The sequence below is a fragment of the Vibrio sp. 10N.286.48.B8 genome, assembly GCF_003050085.1.
Classification (GTDB): Bacteria; Pseudomonadota; Gammaproteobacteria; order Enterobacterales; family Vibrionaceae; genus Vibrio; species Vibrio crassostreae.
In genome coordinates this window covers 586478-608902 of the sequence record NZ_PIGD01000001.1, presented here as the reverse complement: position 1 = coordinate 608902, position 22425 = coordinate 586478, and the positions used below count along the sequence as shown (strand labels likewise).

Genomic DNA, 22425 nt, shown 5'->3' with positions numbered 1-22425 from the left:
GTAAACTACAATTACTCAACTAGTATAGTAGTAGTCATTCATCAAATAACTAGGGAAGGTTATGAAAAAACATCTTATCGTTGCATCCATAGTCAGTTTGTTTTCAAGCAGTTATACTTTTGCAAGCGAACCTCTTCACTACTACATTATTGCCAGCCAAGCGCAACCTTTTCAGATCGAAACTGACGGGTCATCTCACAGAGGAATGGTTTCGGATATCGTTGAAGCCGTGTTTGATGACAGCCAGTATGAGATCAACTACCACACCTACCCATTTAATCGAATGATCGATAAGCTCGATGCTAGAGAGAATCCAAACTGGGTAACCTATGGCAGCCCTAGTTGGGGAAATATCCAATCAGTTAACCTGTCTAAAGACCCGATTTACAATGTAAAACACGTATTACTCAGCAGCGGTAAAAAGCCGTTCGAGTTCAATACGATTGACGATTTAGATGGTAAAGCAGTGGTATTGCTGGTGGGATTTGAATATCCAAACTTAGAGCCTTACATACAACAAGGTAAGCTCAATGAGATCCGAGTAAAAGATTATACGGCTGCATTCCGCGTTATTAACCGTGCACCTGGTGATACCGTATTTGTAGAAATGGAATCACGAATCAAATACAACTTAAACGAGCAGAAGCTCAGTATCGACGACTACCAGATGCAAGAGTTTGGTTCAGTAATCAATAGCTACCCCATCCATTTAGCGTTTGACCCTGAGATGGATCCTAAGCTCGAGACTTTTATTAACCAACGTTTAGACCAAATGAAAGACGATGGACAGCTTGATGACATCGTCCAAAGTTACTTATAGTTCTAGCGTCACTCTATGGCTCGTTAGCGCCCTCTAGCGACTTCGGATACCGGAACTACAGAAATACAAAAGGCCGCTCTGTTTTTAGCGTACAAGCTAACTAGAGCGGCCTTTTTAATGTGTACTTAATGTGATGTGATCAACGAAGTTGTTGGCGCACTGCCATCAAGATTTTTCCTAAGTGATTTGCACCGGTTCCGTCTCCCCCGTCCCCCCAAAAGTGGTCTTTATGAGAGTGTTCTTTGATCACCGAATCACCCGTGCTCGTTAAAAACAAAGCAAACTGCGGGTTTTGTGTGAATTTCTCGGTCACGATGAATCGCATCACCTCAACACGAATATCGTACCAGTCCTCTCGAACCTGCTCTTCGTATTGTCGGCTTAATGAGAATGCTTCAGCAGGTGTGCAGGCTTCAAGAATCATGTTTCTCAGCGATGGTGAAGAAAACTTCATCGCCTGATAATAGTGCTCACTGGTTGCCCACACTTGCCCATCCACCTTGATCGGGCAAGCGGCGAAATTTGACAGGTATCCGTTCGGATCTTCTGGTTCATAAAACAACACTTCTTCAGCTTGAGCCACAGAGTTCGACATAGCCTTCTCCCTACCAACGACATCGCATATTTTTGCTTTAACTTTAAAATTAGTGGCGTTGCATATTACTGTCAAACAACTAAGTTCAAGAGTATGTCATGTGTGTGCTTTTCATCTGAAAAGCGTAATGTCAAAAGGGAGCAGCTTAGCGGAACAGTGAGGTCAATAACTAAGATATTGATTTAATCTAGATAAGATTTATGAAAGAAACACTTATAAATCAAAGGGTGGCATGGTACCACCCTTCTAAATGCAATGGGGATTATTAGTGAATAAGACCTAACTCCCTCGCTTCTTCCAGACTCAAACCGCTTTCTCTAATTTCTCTTAGAGCCTCGATACGACGACGAGCTTCAGCAGACTTCATTTTCTTTTCTGGTTTGAAAGCTACTTCTTCTTCAGCATCCCACTTGTTTGCAATATTTGTCATTTCATCATGGTTGATAGAATTAATGGACATGTTTTCCTCCGAAAAGCACCATGTAATGGACAGGTAATCTGTAGCAAATGCTTTTTCGCTTGTTAAGAAATTCTGTACTGAAGTGTGATGATTACGACGCTTCATAAAGCTAATTAATAAATGCCTCATTTAAACTTTGCCAAAGCCATTTTCTGCAATTACATTTAAAAGATTCCCCATAATAAATGTGGTTTGATCCAACTCTCATTTCCCCCTCTTTCAATGCTTCTTTTCTGCTGAAAATTCGTGAAATAACCCAAGATAAATTTCGAGGCACTTCATCCTTTTCGTGCTCGTTGCTTCCACTAAATCCAACACATGCTAATGATAATGGTTATCAATATCATAACTGAGTATTTATCATGTCTGTGGGAAATTCAGATAAACCACTTCTCGAAGTGAAGAATCTATGTGTCGACTACATCACCGATGACGGTGATTTCAATGCAGTTAAGTCCGTAAGCTTTAGCATAGGCCAAGGCGAGATTTTCGGCTTAGCCGGAGAATCCGGTTGTGGCAAAAGCACCATCGCATTTGCCATTAACCGTCTGCATAAGCCGCCGGCTTTCATCTCTGAGGGTCAGATACTGTTTGGTGGGCAAGATCTGCTGAGCTTATCGGACAGCCATTTGAATACTTTACGTTGGAGTGAGATCGCCATGGTGTTCCAAAGCGCCATGAATTCACTCAACCCAGTATTAACCATCGAAGAGCAGTTTGCTGATGTGCTGCGTCACCACAAAGGCATGACCTACGAACAAGCCAAAGATCGCGCAGAGAAGTTACTCGACCTAGTCAATATTCCGCGCAACCGACTCACGGAATACCCTCATCAATTTAGTGGCGGTATGCGTCAACGATTAGTGATTGCGATTGCTCTCGCGCTCAATCCCAAACTGATCATCATGGATGAGCCGACCACGGCTTTGGATGTGGTCGTACAGCGTGAGATTCTGCAGCAGATACACCAACTCAGAGAGGAGTTTGGCTTCTCAATCCTCTTTATCACTCATGACTTAGCATTAATGAGCCAACTGTGTGACCGCATTGCCATCATGCGCCATGGTCAAATCGTTGAAGTCAATCAAGCCTACGAGATTCGCAACAACCCGCAGCACTCCTACACCCAAAAGCTATGGAGTTCTTTCCCTAATATTCACGAACATGCTCACGCGACAGCTTGCTAGGAGAGCTCTATGTCACAACCTATTTTTCAAGTAAAAAACCTCGTCAAAGAATTCACTGTTGGTGGGGGATTTGGCAAAGAAGAGATCTTTAGAGCATTGCATGGTGTGAGTTTTGACTTACATGCAGGCAAAACACTGGCACTGGTTGGCGAATCTGGCTGCGGGAAAAGCACCTGTGCGCGATTGATGACCAAGGTTTACCCTGCGACCGAGGGAGAGATACTGTTCAAAGGCAGAGACATCTCTACGCTCAAAAGCCGTAAAGATATCTTAGATTATCGCAGCCGTGTACAAATGGTTTTTCAAGATCCCTTTGGTTCACTCAATCCAACTCACACCATTGAGCACCATTTAACGCGCCCACTTAAGATCCATAAACAGGTAGCCACTAAACAAGCTCTCACAGAGCGCCTCAAAGAGTTATTAACGCTGGTGGAGTTACCCATAGAAACTCTCGCCAAATACCCTCACGAGCTCAGTGGCGGCCAAAGACAGCGGGTTAACCTAGCTAGAGCGCTTGCGGTTGGCGCTGAAGTTATTCTTGCTGATGAACCAACCTCGATGCTGGATGTTTCGATTCGACTTGGCGTGCTCAATCTAATGCAGAAAATGAAGAAAGAGTTAGGGATAGGTTTTTTGTACATAACCCACGATCTTGCCACGGCACATTACATCGCAGAAGAGACGGCGGTGATGTACAAAGGGCAGATCGTCGAATGGGGCTCAACCCAGTCGATCCTTACTAATCCTCAACACCCATACACTAAACTGTTGATCTCTGCCGTTCCTGATCCTGATCTGCCGTTTGGCGAACTCGTCAAAAATGAGCCAAACTATTCAATAGACGCTGATCGTATTCGAGAACAGAGCAGTGAAATACAGCATAAAATCAAACAAGTTGCTGATAATCACTTTGTAAAACAGTGGGATAACGTTGCATGAATGAACTAGACACTTGGTTAGATCGGATCGGAGATTGGTACAAAGACCGAAAGCATGATCAAGTGGACCGGTTAGAACCTTTGATCTTAACGCCTCCAGATGCTCTCTGGGGGCCCTTGATCACGGATGAGCAAAGCAAAGGCATCGCATGTTGGCTAGACGGATGCCTGAGAATCTTTAATTTCTATCGCCACCACGCGGACTCACTGAATCCGGAGTTGGCTTCGCAGGAAGCCAGCAACTCAACTCATCAAGAAAAGGCCTACCAATACCTGATGTTTGCCTATAGCAAGCTCCAAGCCGTATCCTGTGATTCAAAATCAGAACCGGACTTACAAGAGTGGTGCACACAGCGGTTACAACATTTGTGTGTATTGGCTTTGGAATTTACGAACCAACAGCAAGAACCACGTTGGAAAGCAGAATCAGAGAGATTGATCGAATCGCATGTACGCTTTATGGCAGCCCATCCCCGAAACGATGATCAAGGTAGTCTTCAACGCCACCTCCACTGATCAAGCCCTTCTCGATCAAACATCAAATCAGGACCTCATCAAAGTTAGATCCGTAGAAAGCATGATCTAGCCTTGATCATGCTTCAGCGATTAATTCTGTAAGCTATTGAATTTTAATAGTTAGCTGAATTTCAGGCAAAAAAAAGCGAGTCCCTTAGGAACTCGCAAAAATCTATTCAGTATGATGTAACAAAATATGAGCCAATCTATTAATCATAAGAAAGGACAAAGGTTGTCTATTCGGGATAAATATTAATCAACTGGATGCGTTACTTTGTCATCACTTTGTCAGCGTTAGGTGCGATTTTAATCAGCACCTAATGTGTTCAAAACTATCCATTCATCAGCGCTAAATACAGGCTTATCGCTACAGGATAATGACTAGTGGCCAATCGCCATTTCATCGAGCGCAAGGAACACGTTTTCGTCAAGGTGACCTTCGTGAACCTGTTTACACACTTTACGACGCACAGCTAAACCAGAGATCAAACGTTCAATGGACAAGTGTCGATTGCTGGTGCTATCACGATCGTTGTACAGCTCAATCAAACGACTCAGTGTTTCGTATGGAATAACCTCTTCCCCTACTCTCAACCAATCAAGCTTCTCAATGAGCTCTGAGCACTCTTCTTTGATTGAGGCATGTGAGTGCCCTGTCATAGCGGATAAAGCCGTTATACTGCGTTCTAGAGCCTCTGCAGAGGTATATTTAGAGAGAGTAATCATGATCTCGTCAGCGTTGATCTCAACAGAGTGTTTACGTTGCTTAACTCGACGTCCCAATTTGCCTCTTGGCGACGGTGCTTTACGCTGAATTGGCTCAAACTCACCATCGATAATCTCAGACAACTCTTCCAGCTTCTGCTTAGACACCATCTCGTTACGAAGTGGGTTCGGAAGCGTTGGCGCCATATTACGCTTACCGGCGTTGGTAGTGCGCGCTCTTGAATATCGTAATACTTCTTCCACATTACATTTGATATCTACTTGATAATCCGTCGTTTTGCCTTTTTCGATCAACGCCGTGATCGTCAAGTGATAACCCCAAAGGTTAACCAGAAAGGTATCTTCATGATCCCCTACTTCGCCCAACTTTCTAAGCTCACGGATCAGATCCATCGAGAACCGACGCCAATCGATGTTACGGGCTAATTTCTGATTCAGTTCGCTCAGCAACATGCAATCAGAATGGCGACGTGCCATACGGCTTCTGAAGTACGAATACATTTGGAAAACCAAGGTATGTTGCTTCAGGATTTCTGGCGGAAATAGGAAGAAATAGTCACGCGTTAGCAGCTCTTCGTAGAACGAAGGTTCCCAAACTAGTATGTATAGGTTCGGTTTAATGCGAATTTCGCCGTCAGAGCCCTCTGTAGGCGCTTCTTCGGATGCGGTAATGGTTCTAGCTAAGAATCGGAAACGATCACTCTTAAAGCCTTCTGGCATGTTCTCACTAAGCCAGCGGCCTGTAAGCTCATGCAGTTGGAAATCCGTAAATTCGATACGATCAATACTGTCGCGGATCGAATCACGTGCCGGGCCACTATCTTTCTTACCACGTAAAGACAAAATGTCAGTGATGTAGAGTGGTGTTTTGTTCGGTGTGTGTTTAGCGTCTAGATGGTAATCATCTTGATGATGATCATGATATTGAACGGTAAGCGTGAATAACGCGAACAGCGTCATCAGATCATCAACTGTCATGATATTTTTAGAAGATCGTGTCTCGATCACAGCTCGAGTGCCGGAGATCGAAACCATAGATTTCTGGTAGCTCTTACGAGTTCTAGGAGGCGCTAACGCTTGATCAATAATCCCCGCCCAATTGGTTGGCGAAACAATGAATTGATCCGCTTCATCTTTCATTGTCGGTGGTGTATTCAGTCCATGCTCGTTCAGTAAGCGCTTGTTTACTTTGGTTTGAGCTAGAGCTTTAGAGCGTTTTTGCTTTTCATTTTGCTTCACGCTTTCTGTCACTAAACTGGTGGCACCCAGTACCGATATCAATTGGTTTGGGTTCACAAAGCGATGCAACATAGTTTTACCAGCAAGGCCTTCTTCAAAGCGAACGGGGATTTGTTTGAACAACCCAATATTTACTGCCGCTCTTAGCCTTTGTTGTAAGGCTGCGCGAGTGACTTGACCATCGGTTGATTCAATAATCTCAGTGGTGGAAACGTACCCGTCTTTGCTGCTAAACCCACGAAGTGAAATTAGATTAAGAAGCTCAACTATGCTTTTAGTGACACCTTTGAAGTGTTGATATTGTTCTATCCATTCAACGGCTGTTTCAGATACCTCAAATAAATGACCATCTTTGTGGCTTCGTGCCTTAATTAACAATTTCTCTTCTGGTTTCATTTTTGATCCGTATCACACTAACCGTAATTTCACTATAGTTCCTGAATGATAAAGAAAGAATGATCATAAATAAAGAGAATTTATTGGCTTTTAAATAACTGATCTTTTTGATTAATATGATCTTAAATGATTAAGTGATCTAATGATCTGGACGTAAGTTTGCTTTTAAGTTACTGAATTTAAAGTGTTAAAATAAATCAGCTTGGAAAGCATGATCATAAAGGACTCGAAACTATGATCATTATACTTAAGAAAGCATGATCACAGAACATCAGAACGATGATCATTAAGTCATTGTAAGCATGATCATTATTGGTTCGAAAGCATGATCATTATACTTATACAGCTTATCCACAGATCGGAATTCAGCATAGGTTTCTAACTCGCTTTTAACTTGTCTCCGTGGACACTTCTGACGCCCAATCTAGCGGAACAATGATCAAGAGAGTGTACTTTTTTATCGTTCCCACCCTATTGAGCACAAAATTTAGTCTGTATTCGCTGATAATGAATTGCTTTGATGGATTGAGCACAGGTGCGTATTAACTAGGAAGCATGATCATGAAATTGTCATGTTTGTGTATTCTTGGTCTGTGTAGATTGAATTTTCAATGGTTGAGCCCTTATAGGCGTTGAATCCCCATTGCAAAAGCATTTGTCCGTAACTTAGCTCCTAAATTATATGCTTCCGGAACGATATTTACTTGATCATTTTTCCGGAAGTTGATCATTTCTAATGTGCAGTTACTTGGATCAATATCGCTAAGTTTGTGCCTTGATCATGCTTCATAATTTGGCGTTATTAATTATCTTACGCGTTACGTATTCCATGATCATTCTTCCGGTTACGCTCTAATCTTATCTTGTTTTCTGGCATTCAAGCTTCTCTTCTATTTTGAATCTTTTGTCCATTCTGCGTTTTTAAATTTTTATTGGCTCGAAAATCTATAAATTAGAATGCAAATCACACCAACCGTAATCTATGATTGTATTTCAATCGTTCCGAAGATTTTTTGCTGAAATTCCATTTACATTGTAAATAAGTGATGCTGTAACACTTTAAATGTATGTCAGAAATAGCATGGTTATACATGATAAAAATGGTCATTTTTTGTGTTTGTCTTAGCCGCTGTTTCATCAAACTGTAAAAATACAGTCTATTTTATGTGATTTCACTCATAAATGTATGTTCATGTTTTTGTTGTGTTTGTTGTTAATCGCTGTACAATTTGTACTTAGTTAATCATTACGGAAACTGGCAATGAAAAGAGAACAAACGATTGATAAGCTCTATCAGCTAGCCGAACAAACTCAACAAGTTCAGGCTGACCGAATTGAGATTATTTTGGAAGAGCGAAGTGATGAACATTTCCCTCCAATGTCTAAAACTATGATGGAGACTCGTTCTGGTTTAACGCGTCGCAAACTCGATGAAGCGATCACTAAGCTTGAAGCTGATGGCCATCAGTTTACAAAGAACAACGCCAATCATTACTCGATTTCATTGACAGAAGCTCACATGTTGATGGACGCGGCAGAAGTGCCAAAGTTCCACCAACGTAAGCAGCACGCTGACAATAAGCCATGGATTATCAACGTACAAAACCAGAAGGGTGGTACGGGTAAATCAATGACAGCGGTTCACTTAGCTGCTTGTTTATCTTTGAATTTAGATAAGCGCTACCGTATCTGTCTAATTGACTTGGATCCACAGGGCTCTTTGCGTCTGTTCCTAAATCCACAAATTAGTGGGGCAGAGCACGACAGTATCTATTCTGCCGTCGATATCATGTTGGATAACGTGCCTGAAGGCCAAGACGTAGACCTAGAATTTCTTCGTAAGAACGTACTATTGCCAACTCAGTATCCAAACCTGAAGACAATTTCTGCATTCCCAGAAGATGCGATGTTTAACGCTGAAGCGTGGCAAAGCCTTTCACAAGATCAATCTCTTGATATTGTTCGTCTGTTGAAAGAGAAGCTTATCGATAAAATTGCCGATGATTTTGATGTGATTATGATTGATACCGGCCCGCACGTTGACCCTCTAGTGTGGAACGCAATGTACGCGTCGAACGCACTTCTGATTCCATGTGCAGCGAAGCGTTTGGACTGGGCTTCAACGGTTAACTTCTTCCAGCACTTACCAACGGTTTACGAAATGTTCCCGGATGATTGGAAAGGGCTAGAATTTGTTCGTCTAATGCCTACCATGTTTGAAGACGACAACAAGAAACAGGTGTCAGTTTTGACAGAAATGAACTACCTGCTGAATGACCAAGTCATGATGGCAACCATTCCAAGAAGCCGTGCTTTTGAGACCTGTGCCGACACTTACAGCACGGTTTTCGATCTAACGGTGAGCGACTTTGAGGGCGGTAAGAAAACTCTAGCTGTTGCTCAAGACGCAGTACAAAAAAGTGCTCTAGAATTAGAGCGCGTATTACATAGCAACTGGCCTTCACTTAATCAGGGATAACAACAATGGCAATTAAAACATCTGACTTAAATGCAAAGCTATTTGGTAAAGCAAACAAACGTCGCGTAGCAACGCCTCAAGAAGCGCAAACTGCTGCCAAAGAACAGGCTCAAGTGATTGAACTTTCAGTTGCGGGCGAAGAGTTGGTTTCATTTGAATTGGTTCGTATTCCGGCAGCCGATGTCGCAACTCGAACGGTTGTTTTTGAAGAGAATGCTCGTGAGCAATCTTTCTTAAACGAGCACGCGCTTTCTGATGTTCTTACTACATTAAAAGAACGTGGTCAGCAATACCCAGCGGTTGGTCGTAAGAACAAAGACGGTAAGATTGAAGTTCTTGATGGTAGCCGTCGTCGTATGTCATGTATTTTGGCTGACAAAGAGTTCCTAATCTATGTTGCCGAAAACATTAACGGCGACCATGCTAAGTTCTTATCTGATGTTGCAAACGCTCATAAACCGCTTTCTCTTTACGAGAAGGGTAAAGAGATGCAAGCGAAGCTGGATAAAGGCGAAGCTGAAGACCAAAAAGCACTGGCGAAAATGTTCCAGTGTAGTGAAGCTTTGGTGAGTGGTGCATTGAAAGCGGCCGCTTTACCACTTGAATTGCTACAAGCTTACCCAAATGTGAGCGACCTTGGTCGTCCAACTATTGTTAAACTGCACAAGCAGTTTGGTGGATTGACGAGTGAACAACAGCAAACATTGCTGACTAAGTGTGATGCTTCTGAAGGTTTTGTTTGGCAGCGTAGTGAAGCTCAAGGCGTAACTCGTCTAACCAAAGACGTGACAGAAACTTTGGAAGGTTGGATTCTTGAATTGGCACCCGCGCCAGCAAAGAAAGCCTCTCCAAAAGTTGAGCTCATTAAAGGCCGTGCTTCATACAGCCGCAAAGGTTCAAACTTAGCGTTGAACCTTAAGAAAGTTGATGATGCGACAATGGAAGAGATCCTTGCTTTCGTACAATCGAAGCTCGACTAAGTCGACGACTTTTCATTCCTACTCTAAAGCCGCTTTATGCGGCTTTTTATTTGGCTGTGATAAACTGTGTTTAGATGAATCTGGACGCTAACTATGACAAACCCAACCAACTCTTTTCTGCATACACTTTCTAATATTGCTCAACATAACGATCACCGTTACGGTGTGGTCTTTGAAGGTGATTTTGATTGGCAAAACTCTGCTGTTTTTACCTTCCTTCAAGACTCATGCACTCCGAGCATCTTCCAGATTGGCGGTACGCCATTTGAAGGTGTAATTCATGTTCCAGTAAAAAAAGGCCAACAACTGCTTGGTCGTGAGTGCCAAGTTCTTGTTTGTGATTTTAGAGAACAGTTTGATGCGAATGGTTTTAGTGCCGCGCTCGGTTCGTTAGTCGGTGGTGGACTGTTGTTGGTGTTGCCGCCAAAAATTGATGGCTCTGAAGATAGCGAGAGCTTTGGTCAACGTTGGTTAAAACTCCATTTCGACAAACTGATCTCTGTTTCACAGCACAATGAAGCAGAGGGGGTTACTCAAGCGACTAACGCTCTTCCTAAGAAGCAAAGCGTTAAAAATGGTTTGGACAAATTCGAACAGCAAAAAATGGCCGTCGAGTTAGTTAAGAAAGTCGTCACAGGACATCGAAAACGCCCACTTATTTTAACTGCAGACCGAGGGCGAGGTAAAAGCTCAACTTTGGGTATTGCAGCTGCGGAGCTTTTGGCAGAGCGACAGGGCTTAAATATTATTGTTACCGCTCCGTCTGTGAAAGCGATTGAGCCGGTATTTTCTCATGCGTTACAGGGACTCGATACGTGTGAAGCAATTAACGCGACTCACATTGGTTATCAAGGTGGAAGTTTAAGGTTTGTCCCACCAGATGAATTACTTAAATCTAAGCCTGATTGCGATCTGTTATTGGTTGACGAAGCGGCTGCAATTCCAATCCCAATGCTTAAATCCATGGTCGATATCTATCACCGTATGGTTTTTTCAACCACGGTACACGGTTACGAGGGTAGTGGACGAGGGTTTGGTATTAAGTTCGAATCTTGGCTTTCTGAGTATCGTCCGGGGTGGAAAGGCTTTAAGCTCGAACAACCGATTCGTTGGAATAACAACGATCCACTAGAAGCTTGGTTGTTTGATTGCTTCCTGCTTGGTAACGACGTATCGCTAAGTGACTCCGCAGTTCATGAGTTAGATAGCTTTTCTGCTGAAGAAAGCAACCAGTTAAACTTGGTCGAGTTGTCAAAAACAGAATGCTTGGCTAATCCTGAGCAGCTACAGCAATGTTTTTCTCTTCTCGTTGATGCGCATTATCAGACGTCGCCGAACGACTTAATGCAGTTCTTAAATAATCCAGCTATCCATTTATATGCTGCTTGGCAGAAAGATGAATGTCTTGGTTGTATGTTGGTGACGGAGGAGGGCGGTTTAGATAAAGAGTTGACCACTCAGGTTCAACTTGGAAAGCGCAGGCCTCAAGGTCACCTGGCTCCTGTTTTACTCGCAAACCAACTTGGCTGTACTCAGGCTGCGACTAGTCGTTGCCTTCGAGTTATGCGCATCGCAGTTTCAACTCACCATCAAGGTTCGGGAATTGGGCGTTGGATGCTGAAGCTGCTATCACAGCAAATCAGCCAAGCAGATTACCTGGCGACAAGCTTCGGTGCGACCAGTGATTTGATTTCTTTCTGGCGTGATAGTGAATTTGTGCCTGTTCATATTGGCCACCAGCGAGACCAGGCAAGTGGGTGTCATTCTGTTTTGATGGTTAAGGCACTTAACTCAAGCTCTCAAAGCTGGATTAACCAAGTTCAAAATCACTTCGAGCGTAGCTACTGTTTTCTTGTTTCTGGTTCTTTAGTTTCACTTGAAACGGATATGGTGCGCGCACTGCTGCCAAAGAGTGTACAAACCGTGAGTGAGTTTGAAACTCAATTAGTTAGAAATCACGTAAACGGTGGCAATAGTTATGATACGATTAGCTTCAGCGTATTGAATTTGATTCTGCTCAGTAACGATCGAGAAGCCAGTGTTTCTGACTTACTTATCGCAAAGGTCGTTCAACAGAAAGAGTGGGAGATTTGTGTCGAGCAGTTTAATCTTGTTGGTCGTAAACAAGCAGAGAGTCAGTTTCGCAAAGATGTCGGTGTTTTGTTAGCAAATTTACAGTGTAAATAGACAGGTCATCATTTTAATAAACTTACCGCTACGAATTAGATTTACAGTGTAAATTAGAATCTTGGATTTACACTGTAAACTGGAACACAATAACGAAATCAGGTTTTACCCGGATTTCCGGTTTTAGCCTTTCTGTTTTATCTCTCCATTACAGCCTCTAATCTTTTATACCTACTGGTCTTTACTATTTGGCCCAACCTCGTATCAACATTCAATCGCACGAAATATCTTGGAAAATTCACTAATGTATTTGTAAAGGTGAAGCCGATCATAAAATGTGTCAGTCTTATTTATGAGTCATGTTTGCAGAATCGAAAGTAAGTGATGTGACGCTGATTATTCTAATAATGTGATTCTAAGCGCAGAACGAATTATATAGACTGAATAACAACTGAGTCATTAGGGATACTCAATTCGAATGTGGGATAACATCGTTACATTGTCGGAAGATAAGCAACAAGTGATGGCGTGTCTGCCAACTGGGTTTGTGGTCGACGCAAGCTTTGATAATAAGACGCTGCCAGCAACCTTGGAAGCTTTGAACGCATCAAACTATTTTATTTTCGAAGAAGAGGTTTTGCGTTTTGTCACTCTTGCTAAAGAAGGTAAGGGGGAAGCTTATGAAGGAATCTTGATTGCAGAAGTTCGAAATGCCAATGTTACGGTCGAATTATCTGATGATGAGATGCTCGCAAGTCTTGTGGTAACGGGGCCATATAATGGACATGCGCTGCGTGGTAGCGACATTATTCATTGTTTAGCTCAAGCCCACATAACAAAAGGAATTAATAAGTTAGCGCTCAGAAAAGCATTAATGATGAGTAACAAGCTTAAGCCGGGCGAAAAGTTTACTCAGCCAGTCGCCAAGGGGACACAACCCGTAAAGGGTAAAGACGCAAAATTTGCCGCTTTGGTTGAAGATATTACTCGCCAAGTTTTGAAGCCTCGCAATAAAGACGAAGGCAAGATCGATATGCGAGATTTGGGACAAACCATTACCGTTGGTCAAAATGATCACTTAATGAAACGTACCCCCGCAACCAAAGGCATTGCAGGCTTTACCGTCCAAGGTCGAGTTATCCCACCGCTTCCTGGACAAGACAGTTTAATCAAGCCTGGAAAAGGTACCTACATCTCCCCTGAAGATCCCAATCTACTACTCGCCTCACACCCTGGATTGCCCATCATTAAAGATCGAACCATCGAAGTGGATGACGCCTTATGTGTCAGCAACGTCGATGTCTCAACTGGGCACGTTAAATTCAAAGGCAATGTCTTTGTCTCTGGCAACATCGAGCCAGGGATGATCGTCAAGGCGACCGGAAGTGTCACGGTGGGTGGTTTTATTGAATCAGCCGAAGTTCAAGCTCAGGGAGATATCAAAGTCGCGAAAGGTATTATCGGCCACACCACCAAAGAGGGTGAGCCAAAAAGTTGTAAGGTATTCAGTAAAGGTTCCATTACTGCAAGCTACGCACAGAATGCCGAGCTACAAACCGCCGGTGACCTTCGACTTGGTGTGCACAGTATGAGTAATGACATTCGCTGTGGTAACAATCTTATCGTGATGGACAGTTTGAAAAAGCATGGCACGCTCAGTGGTGGCGAAGCCAAAGTCGGTGGAAAGATAGAATGTGTGTTCTTAGGTGTTGAGGGAGACACCGCAACCAAGGTACATGGTTTTGCACGCTACGATGGCTACCGACAAAAGATAGCCGAGCTGAAGGAAACTTATAAACACACTCAAGAGCAAACCATGGGTGTGATCCGCCAAGAGTTAGAATTTAAGAAGCGCCCGAAAGCTGAGAGAAGCGGGGAGCAAGCCCTAGAAATTGAGCAGCAACGTGAGAAGAACAACCTCGCCATTGAAAATACTAAGTCGCAGTTGGATACCCTCGAAGCGGAATTTGAAACCAACCTTGCCGAATGCACCATAGAGGCTCATGAAAAAGTGTATACCCGAGTGACGATCCAGTTTGGTGATGAGACGGTCACTACTAAGCGAACGCATGGTGGCAGTGTATTCTCGTTCAATCAATACGAGATTCAATGTTCATTTAAGATGGAACAAGAAGATATCTCATTGTGATTGAAAGACTCTCAGTCTGAATGATTCTGACTAGATCGGTTCGAACCGTTTTCTATATATTCGAATAAAAAAAAGGGGGGGGAGCTGATGCTCCCCCCTTTGCTTGTCACTGATATTGATTTAGTTAGATTTTTTAAGTCACATGAGCGCTTTAACTTGCAGCTCTTACCTTACCTTGCTTCAAGTCTGACAGAACTTGCGCTTTTGGCCCGTCAGCAATAATGCAGCCTTTCTCCATTACGATCACTCTGTCGACAATGTCCAACATCGATGTTTTGTGTGTAATCAGAATTAACGTCTCGCTTGGTAGCAATTGGTTAAGCTGGTGCTTGATGTGCATTTCTGAACGGTTATCCATCGCACTGGTCGGTTCGTCCATCAATAGCACTGGAGGACGGCCTAGGAAGGCTCTAGCAATGGCAATTGACTGACGTTGACCACCAGACAGCAAACCACCGCCTTCGCCCACTTGGCGTTCTAAGCCTGCTGGATCTTGCTGAGTAAAAGCGGTAACACCTGCACGGTTCGCAGCATCCATTACATCACGGTCATCGACCAATGGACGACCTAAGGTAATGTTGTCTCTTACTGAGCCATAGAATAGGTTACTGTCTTGCGGTACACAGCCTATATTGCGTCGTACGTCGACATGATGTAGTTGCTCCATGTCGGTGTCATCAATGCGAACATGGCCTTCTGTGGGCTTATACAGGCCCATAATCAGGCGCTCTAGAGTCGTTTTACCTGAACCAATTCGGCCAATGATCGCCACCTTTTCACCAGGTTTAATATGCAGTGTTAAGTCTCTGATAGAAGCGACTGGCGAGTCAGGGTAGTGGAACGTCACTTTGTCTAACGCGATATGACCTTGGATAATCGGGCGATGAATGTAGCGTTTGCCTTCTTCTTGTTCATCAGGCATCGACATGACTTGCTCAATCAGAGTCATCGACGATTTCGCTTGGTTATAACGTGTAGAAAGCAAAGACAGTTGAACAAGAGGACCAATCGCACGGCCACTCAGCATGGTCGCAGCAATCAAGCCACCCATAGTCAGTTCACCTTCAGCAATGAGATACACACCAAAAATGATCATACCTACGTTAGTACTTTGCTGAACAAAGCCGGCGGTGTTTTGGATGCTGTCTGTGATGCGTCGGCTTTTGATATTCCAATTTGCCATGTGCGCAACCGCTTCTTCCCAACGGAATTGGAACTGACTCTGCGCGCTGAAGAGCTTAACCGTCTCTAACCCAGCCAAACTTTCAATCAAGTTCGCGTACTTCTGAGAAGCAAGACGAGAGCCCTCTTCAATAGTACGACGCAGTGGACCTTGGATTAACAGTGCATAGATGATCAGAATAACCACGCCGACAACAGGAACAAATACAAGGTTTCCGGCCATTAACCAAATCAACGCCAAGAACATCAGCGCGAATGGTAAGTCGATTAACGAGCCGATGGTTGCTGAGGTAAAGAACTCACGGATTGATTCGAACTCTTGCAAGTTTTTGGCAAAAGCACCGACAGAAGCAGGCTTTGCTTCCATACGAATCCCTAATACCTTACTAAACAGCTTGGAAGAAATGAGGATGTCGGACTTCTTACCGGCAACGTCAATGAAGTAGCTTCGCATCAATTTGAGCAGCAAATCGAATAGGAACACGACAAAGATACCACTCGCTAGCACCCACAAAGTTTCAAAGGCAAGGTTGGGAACGACTTTGTCATACACCAAGCGTGTGAACATTGGCGCGGCTATCGCGAAGATATTGATCAGAATGGAGGCTATCAACACATCTCGGTAGATGTTTTTTGATTCCCAAATGGTACTCCAAAACCAATGCCCTTTACGTGTTTTTAGAACCTCTGGTGAACGTTCATCATAGCGAAACTGTTTCTTTACCAAGAAGTAGCGGCCGATGAATTGTTCTTTCAGTTCTTCGACAGGAATGATGATTGGCACCATTCCGCTTTCCGCTGTAATGATTTCCGCTTCTTGCTTTTCTAAATCAATGCTGTTGAGAACGCACGCCTCACCTTGTTTAAGTAGTAAAACCGCAGGCAGAATCAGGTGAGGTATCTTTTCCAAGTCGGAACGGTTTTCTTTCGCCACCAATCCTGCTCGCTCTGCAGAACGAGGGAATAGGAAAGGGGTTAGCTTTCCGTCTGATAATGGTAGCCCATTGATCAACGCTTCAGGCGAGTTAGCTAACCCGTAATATCGGCTAACGTAGATCAGTGAGTTCAATAGTGGATCTTGCATGTGATATAACCCTTACAACTATTTATCAACAATGAAGCCTTGGAACACTTCTACGTAGTTATCAGACAAGATATCTAGCTGAGTCTGAGTTTCTATTCGAGACGCGATGGTGGTGACGCCTAGGTTGTGAGCGGTTCTAGAGATCGACGTTAAGGTGAACTTTTGTTTTTCGTCATCCAGGTTATGTGTGAACAGGTAATCTAGCTTCACATAGCTTGGACGGTATTCGTTGATGTAATCCAGAGATTGGAAGTTACGTCCGTAGTTATCGACACCAAACACCGCTTCAGCATTGCGAATGGTGTTACACAATAGTGCCGTGTAGTGCGGAACGTTGATGAAGCAGTTTTCTGGAATCTCAAAGTGCAACAGGTGAGCGATTGAAGTATTTTGTTCAAGCGTCTTACCGATCCAGCGGATGAAGCTTGGTTGAGAAATACTGCTTGGCGAAATATTGATAGCAACAGGGCTTGTTACTTCTTTCGCATTCAGTTTTTCAATCATCTTCTCGATAACGTATTGGTCGAGAATGTGGCTCATTTCAAGCTGTTCTAGTGCGTACAAGTACTGGTTAGCACCGTAACGCACGCCATCTTTTTCAATCGCAGAGAATACTTCTTGGTGATACGTTTTACCAAAGGCATTATTTGCAGCCTGAAGACGGAAGGTAATGAGGTCGTTGATGATCGCTTCTTCAACCAACATACGCCATTGTTGTTTACCCATCACAGCGCCGTGATCGTCTGCGGTTACGTAACCGTAAGCAAGCTCTCGGTTCGCCTTGGCACTTGAGAGTGCGTTATCAACCAACGACATGATTTCGGTACTGTTTTTTCGGGTGTTGCTGTATGTCACACCTAATGCGATGTGTGGATTCGCCGTACCTGTAGGGTCTGAACCTAGGTTTTGAATGCAATTTACGATGCTGCCCGCGACAAGTTTAAGTTCGCTTTCGTCAATGTTCGGCATAATGAAACCAAACTCGTCACTAGAAATACGGGCGATGGTGATATCTGGTGATGAAATTGAAGCCTGTAGCTGTTCAGCCAGTTGATGAACCAAGGCATCACCCTCTTGGTAGCCTTTTTCGTCGTACTCTTCACTAATAAATTCGGCTTTTAGTACCGCTAAACCACCTAAGCTAGACTCTTCTAACCACTGGGTTAACTGAGACATGTAGTAAGCACGGTTACCTAACTGAGATACAGGGTCGATATACGCTCTTTCACGCAGCTTTTGAGCTTCTTTCGCTTGGTTTTTAAATGCCAGTTCAACTTGAGTCGACATGTGGTTGATACCGTCGACAACCAAGGTTAGATCTTTTGTCTTTGGACGAGCTAGAGGTTCGCCAAACTGGTTCTTGGCGATCTGATCCATCTTAGTAATGATCAACGAGAGCGGGCGTAAAGCGCGTTTAAGGATCCAAGATATAGACACTAAACCGAGCAAGAAGATCGTGCCAAAGATGCTTAATAAGCGGATGAATGCTTGCCAAAGTTGATCGTAGGCAGGGCCTGGATGACTTACGATCTCTACTTCTGCCAGTTGCATCCAGCCACTGGTGATCACGCGGCGGTCATGAACAGGCTCGAACAGGTTTAGGTTGGTAAACCACTCCGGTACGCCAGTTGGCTTTACAGGGTATGAGCGGAGAATGTCATCACCGCTGTCGAGAAAGATCAATCGAACGACGGAATAAGAACTGCCATCAAACAGGGCGTTGATTACAGACTCCACTGCCACCTTGTCTTTTTCTTCTAGGTAAGGGGCGAGAGCCAGTCCAACAGTATTAATGGTATTACTTACCTCAGAGCGTTGCTGCTCCTCTAAGTATCCTCGGGTGGTATTGAATTCGATCATAAAAACTGACGTCATCAGCAGTATGAACACTGCAACCATCCCGACCACAAGCTGTTTATATAAAGTCATTGTACCTACTCATCGTAATTGATAATGGGTTTGTTTAATTTTAGAGAGCGCTCACGAGAACGTAAGTCGTTCCATAAGCTCAATCTTGAAGATTTCCCTGCTAATTTACCGCTGCCCGCTGCCGATTTTATCAGCCAAAGATTTTTACCGTTGAAACTGTAAATCGGTCGTAGATCTGGGCGTTTGGAACCGCGTTTAATTTCAGGGTTTAAGTTGTCCAAAATTAGTGGCTCTGCACTCGGTGTTGAGTAGTACGCCAACACCATATGGAATTGGTTTAACTCCAGTGCTTTTACGTACACTAATCGCAATTTCTTATCTGGGACGCCCAGTTCAAGCAAAGAGAAGTATTTTGCGATAGTGAAATCTTCACAGTCACCAGCATTGCTGCCTAAAAACTCCAGTGGTGTTGCCCAATAGTCGTTTTTTCCCCACAGTAAGTTGTCATCGACAAAGTACATCTGGTTGAAGAATTGGTTCACTGACCTGAGCTTCTCTTTTTCACTTAATCTGTCGTATGACGTCATGTTTGAACGCCACGTTGCTACTCGCTTTCCGGCTCTATCGCCGTAGGTTTTGGTCACCGCATCTATCCACCTTTGGTCGCTCTTGTTGAGCGCCACAGAGGTAAAAGAGGTAAGAACTAGCAGCAATAGCGAAATCCGAGACTTCATAGCCTCTGCTCTTGTCTATTTACTGCGTACTGAAAGGCGTTATCAAACATCCAACGTCCTTACTCTTTTAGTGCATTGTTTTGAGCACTTAATAGTGGCTTCAACATGTACTCAAGCACGGTTCTTTTGCCTGTGATGATATCGACTGAGGCAGTCATGCCCGGAATGATTGGCAACTCTTCGTTCTGTCCAAAATTGTGTTTTTCGGTGCGCACACGCACGATGTAGAAGCTGTTGCCTTCTTCATCTTGAGTGGTATCGGCACTGATGTGCTCTAGTACGCCTTCTAGACCGCCGTATTTAGTGAAGTCATAGGCACTGAACTTAACGATGGCAGTCAATTCTGGGCGTAGGAAAGCGATATCTTGTGGGGCGATTTTCGCTTCAACCAAGAGAGAGTCTTCTGTCGGTACAATCTCAACGATGTCCATACCCGGTTGGATAACACCACCGACAGTATTAATGCCCAATGTTTTAACGGTGCCAGTTACAGGAGAAACCACCACAGTACGGTTTACTCGGTCTTCAAGACCAACAGCCGATTCGGTCATTGCAGAGAGCTTATCTTGCGCTTGATTGAGCTTTTCTTGTTGTTCGGAGCGGAAGTTCAGGGCAGCATCAATACGGCTGAGCATGGATTCTTTGATTGCTGAGCGTAGCAGAGGGATTTTTAGCTCGCTTGAGGTCATTTCTCGGCGAGTGTCGTTCACTTGTCTTTGCAGTTTAAGTAATTCAATTCGTGGTACCACACCTTCATCGGCGAGAGGTTTGGTGATATCCAGTTCTTGGCGAGCAAACTGGTAACTCTGTTTTAGGTTGCGAACCCGCGCCTTAATCTCAACTAGGTCTTGCTGTTTCTGTTCAACTTGTTGATCAAAAACAGAAAGTTGGTTTTTTAGGTTATTCAGATCTTGACGATATTCGGCTTTTTGGCGATTAACCAGTTTAGGCTGAAGCTCGTAGAACTTGGGTGGAAAGGCGAGTTTACCGTAATCAAGCAACACGCTTTTTTTCCACTCTTCAACAGAGAACTCTTCGTTAATGACGACACTGGTTAATGAAGCGGATAGCATCAACACGTTGGCGGTTAAGTTCGCCACTTGTTGTTCACGTTCGCGGAAGTCCGAACGGAATCGAGTGTCATCGATCAACAGTAGCTGCTGACCTTTCTGAACACGTTGACCTTCTTTAACTAAGATCTCTTTAACTAAGCCACCTTCAAGGTTTTGCACCACTTGGATTTGAGAGGAAGGGATCACTTTGCCTTGGCCAACGGTAACTTTGTCGATCTCTGCCCAAGCAGACCACCCAATAGCAGCAATAAAAAACAGAACGATCACCCACAACATAATACGCGCACTGGTGGGCGTATTGAGGAGTAGTGCCGCTGTTTTATCGTCGACATACTCAAGCTCGGTCTCGTTCAATTTGCTGAAATTTTTCTGACTCATAACAGTCCTTGTTCGCTAAATAAAAGTGCAAGCCTATTGAGTGTATTCTTACTTCTTATAAATGTTAAGATTTTGTTCCTTTAAATCTTTGAATTTATATATTTTTTAAGACTTATCGGTTCTTGAAATCGGTTTTATCGAGCTGATGCTTTCTTAGTTTGTCATACAGTGTTTTTCGCGACACCTGAAGCTCTTGCTGTACTTCTTTTAAACGACCTTGATGGCGATGTAGTGCCTCAATCAAGATAATTTGTTCAAAGCTATCGGTACGTTGGTTTAACGACTGTTGTTGTTCTTCAATGCTGACGTCGAGTTCGTTATCGTCATTTTGCTCATTAGTATCGCTGTCGAGCGACGGCTGCTTAATTTGAGTCAAGACTCTGAGTTCGGCATGCTGGCGAAGCTGGCGAATGTTCTCTACCCAATGCGTTGCAATGAGTCGTTGAATCTCTTTTTCTGTAATAACGGGCGGCGGCAACTGATAGCGACTTGCTGCACCGCGAGCAAAGTGTTTGAACAAAGACCCAATATCTTCCGTTCTTTGCGCCAAGGGTAGTAAATTAAATTGGCGCAGTTCACCTGTAATTGTAGTAGGAACTATTTTGGTTGCGATAATGATACAAGTTGCATTGGTCTTGCATGAGTTTTCACGAAGTAGAGTGGGTTTTAGATTCGCTAACCACAGCCATTGATCCTGAGTTAATGCTTCTGTCTCATGGATATAGATCGTTCCACCTTGATGCTTCAAGAACAGTTGCAAAACAAACTGATGAAATGTCGCTTCGTCACTGCGTGGCAAATTAAACGCAGCAACAGGGCAAAGTTCCGCAGTTTGATGACTGTGTAAATCATGAGTGTATTGTGCTGTGACCCTTTTCCCCGTCCCTAAATCACCAACAAACAATAGAAGTGGGTTGGTTTTGGTGTCTAAGGTGATCAGTTCTCGGCGTAATGCCTGCATTGATGGCGATTGACCAATCAGTTTTGGGCCCACCTGATTTTGCATCGCCAACTCTTTACGCAATAGGTTGTTTTCTTCAACCAGTGCGAGCTTATCTGCGGCTTTTCTTACTGCTGTGAGGAGGGCATCGACCACAAACGGCTTTTCCAGAAAATCATAAGCCCCGGCTTTCATCGCAGATACCGCGGTTTGCACGTCACCATGCCCGGTAAGTACAATGACCTGAAAATGAGGATTTTGGCTCAGTAATTTTTGCGTTAATTGAATGCCATCCATCACCGGCATGTGAATATCGGTAATGACAATCCCGGCTTGCGTGGTATTTATCTTCTTTAGAGCCTCAATAGCATTAGGAAAGCAGACGATATCGATGCCTTCAATCAGCATGGCTTGTTCTACGGAGTCTCGGATAGCGGGTTCATCGTCGACAAAATAGAGTTTGGGCATAGAGTGCAAAGCCGAGTCCTTAGCTGTATGTGAGATTAGCAGTAATGTGAAATTCGTTTTCTCGTTAACAATACCAATTCTG

16 protein-coding genes are annotated in these 22425 nt (G+C 43.8%); 8 read left to right on the top strand and 8 right to left on the bottom strand.

The window, feature by feature from the left end; translation table 11 throughout:
- Positions 1–61: 61 nt before the first annotated feature.
- A complete protein-coding gene (locus tag CWO08_RS02480) occupies positions 62–820 on the top strand; it encodes an ABC transporter substrate-binding protein (protein WP_102479832.1) in 759 nt (252 codons plus the stop codon).
- Positions 821–959: 139 nt separating this feature from the next.
- Here CWO08_RS02480 and CWO08_RS02475 read toward each other — a convergent pair whose 3' ends face one another.
- Complete coding sequence (locus CWO08_RS02475) at positions 960–1490, bottom strand: NADAR family protein (protein WP_102433014.1); 531 nt, start codon at positions 1488–1490, stop codon at positions 960–962.
- Between the two features lie 190 nt (positions 1491–1680).
- Complete coding sequence (locus CWO08_RS02470; RefSeq protein ID WP_048660531.1) at positions 1681–1875, bottom strand: PA3496 family putative envelope integrity protein; 195 nt, start codon at positions 1873–1875, stop codon at positions 1681–1683.
- A gap of 362 nt (positions 1876–2237) precedes the next feature.
- Here CWO08_RS02470 and CWO08_RS02465 point away from each other — a divergent pair, with 362 nt between their 5' ends.
- From CWO08_RS02465 to CWO08_RS02455, 3 genes are read left to right on the top strand one after another with little or no spacing between them, the layout of a single operon-like run.
- Complete coding sequence (locus tag CWO08_RS02465) at positions 2238–3062, top strand: ABC transporter ATP-binding protein (protein ID WP_102433015.1); 825 nt, start codon at positions 2238–2240, stop codon at positions 3060–3062.
- Between the two features lie 9 nt (positions 3063–3071).
- Positions 3072–4004, top strand: coding sequence for an ATP-binding cassette domain-containing protein (locus tag CWO08_RS02460; protein WP_048663996.1), 933 nt, complete (start codon positions 3072–3074; stop codon positions 4002–4004).
- The gene (locus CWO08_RS02455) at positions 4001–4519 is read left to right on the top strand and encodes a transcriptional regulator (RefSeq protein WP_102433017.1); all 519 of its coding nucleotides are present in this window, start codon (positions 4001–4003) and stop codon (positions 4517–4519) included. The genes CWO08_RS02460 and CWO08_RS02455 overlap by 4 nt, the downstream gene beginning before the upstream one ends.
- Before the next feature lie 381 nt (positions 4520–4900).
- On the opposite strand, the gene CWO08_RS02450 is transcribed toward CWO08_RS02455, so the two are convergent.
- Positions 4901–6880 carry a replication initiator protein RctB domain-containing protein gene (locus tag CWO08_RS02450; RefSeq protein ID WP_108019760.1) on the bottom strand — a complete coding sequence of 660 codons (1980 nt, stop codon included), beginning with the start codon at positions 6878–6880 and terminating at the stop codon, positions 4901–4903.
- A gap of 1261 nt (positions 6881–8141) precedes the next feature.
- On the opposite strand from CWO08_RS02450, the gene CWO08_RS02445 reads away from it, so the two are divergent.
- From CWO08_RS02445 to CWO08_RS02430, 4 genes are all read left to right on the top strand, one after another.
- Complete coding sequence (locus CWO08_RS02445; RefSeq protein ID WP_108019758.1) at positions 8142–9359, top strand: ParA family protein; 1218 nt, start codon at positions 8142–8144, stop codon at positions 9357–9359.
- A gap of 5 nt (positions 9360–9364) precedes the next feature.
- The gene (locus CWO08_RS02440) at positions 9365–10339 is read left to right on the top strand and encodes a ParB/RepB/Spo0J family partition protein (protein WP_102431371.1); all 975 of its coding nucleotides are present in this window, start codon (positions 9365–9367) and stop codon (positions 10337–10339) included.
- A gap of 93 nt (positions 10340–10432) precedes the next feature.
- Complete coding sequence (locus tag CWO08_RS02435; RefSeq protein WP_108019756.1) at positions 10433–12526, top strand: GNAT family N-acetyltransferase; 2094 nt, start codon at positions 10433–10435, stop codon at positions 12524–12526.
- Between the two features lie 418 nt (positions 12527–12944).
- On the top strand, positions 12945–14615 hold the full coding sequence (locus CWO08_RS02430; RefSeq protein ID WP_108019754.1) for a DUF342 domain-containing protein: 1671 nt from the start codon (positions 12945–12947) through the stop codon (positions 14613–14615).
- A gap of 151 nt (positions 14616–14766) precedes the next feature.
- On the opposite strand, the gene CWO08_RS02425 is transcribed toward CWO08_RS02430, so the two are convergent.
- From CWO08_RS02425 to CWO08_RS02405, 5 genes are all read right to left on the bottom strand, one after another.
- Positions 14767–16881: a type I secretion system permease/ATPase gene (locus CWO08_RS02425; protein ID WP_102480788.1), complete on the bottom strand. Its 2115-nt coding sequence runs from the start codon at positions 16879–16881 to the stop codon at positions 14767–14769.
- A gap of 18 nt (positions 16882–16899) precedes the next feature.
- On the bottom strand, positions 16900–18810 hold the full coding sequence (locus tag CWO08_RS02420) for a LapD/MoxY N-terminal periplasmic domain-containing protein (protein WP_048664433.1): 1911 nt from the start codon (positions 18808–18810) through the stop codon (positions 16900–16902).
- A gap of 5 nt (positions 18811–18815) precedes the next feature.
- Positions 18816–19484: a transglutaminase-like cysteine peptidase gene (locus CWO08_RS02415; protein WP_048660521.1), complete on the bottom strand. Its 669-nt coding sequence runs from the start codon at positions 19482–19484 to the stop codon at positions 18816–18818.
- Positions 19485–19543: 59 nt separating this feature from the next.
- Entirely contained in the window at positions 19544–20935 is a 1392-nt protein-coding gene (locus tag CWO08_RS02410) for an HlyD family type I secretion periplasmic adaptor subunit (RefSeq protein WP_048660519.1), read from the bottom strand.
- 112 nt (positions 20936–21047) lie between these two features.
- Positions 21048–22343 (bottom strand): sigma-54 dependent transcriptional regulator, encoded by a 1296-nt coding sequence (locus CWO08_RS02405; protein ID WP_048664434.1) that lies wholly within the window; start codon positions 22341–22343, stop codon positions 21048–21050.
- Between the last annotated feature and the right edge of the window lie 82 nt (positions 22344–22425).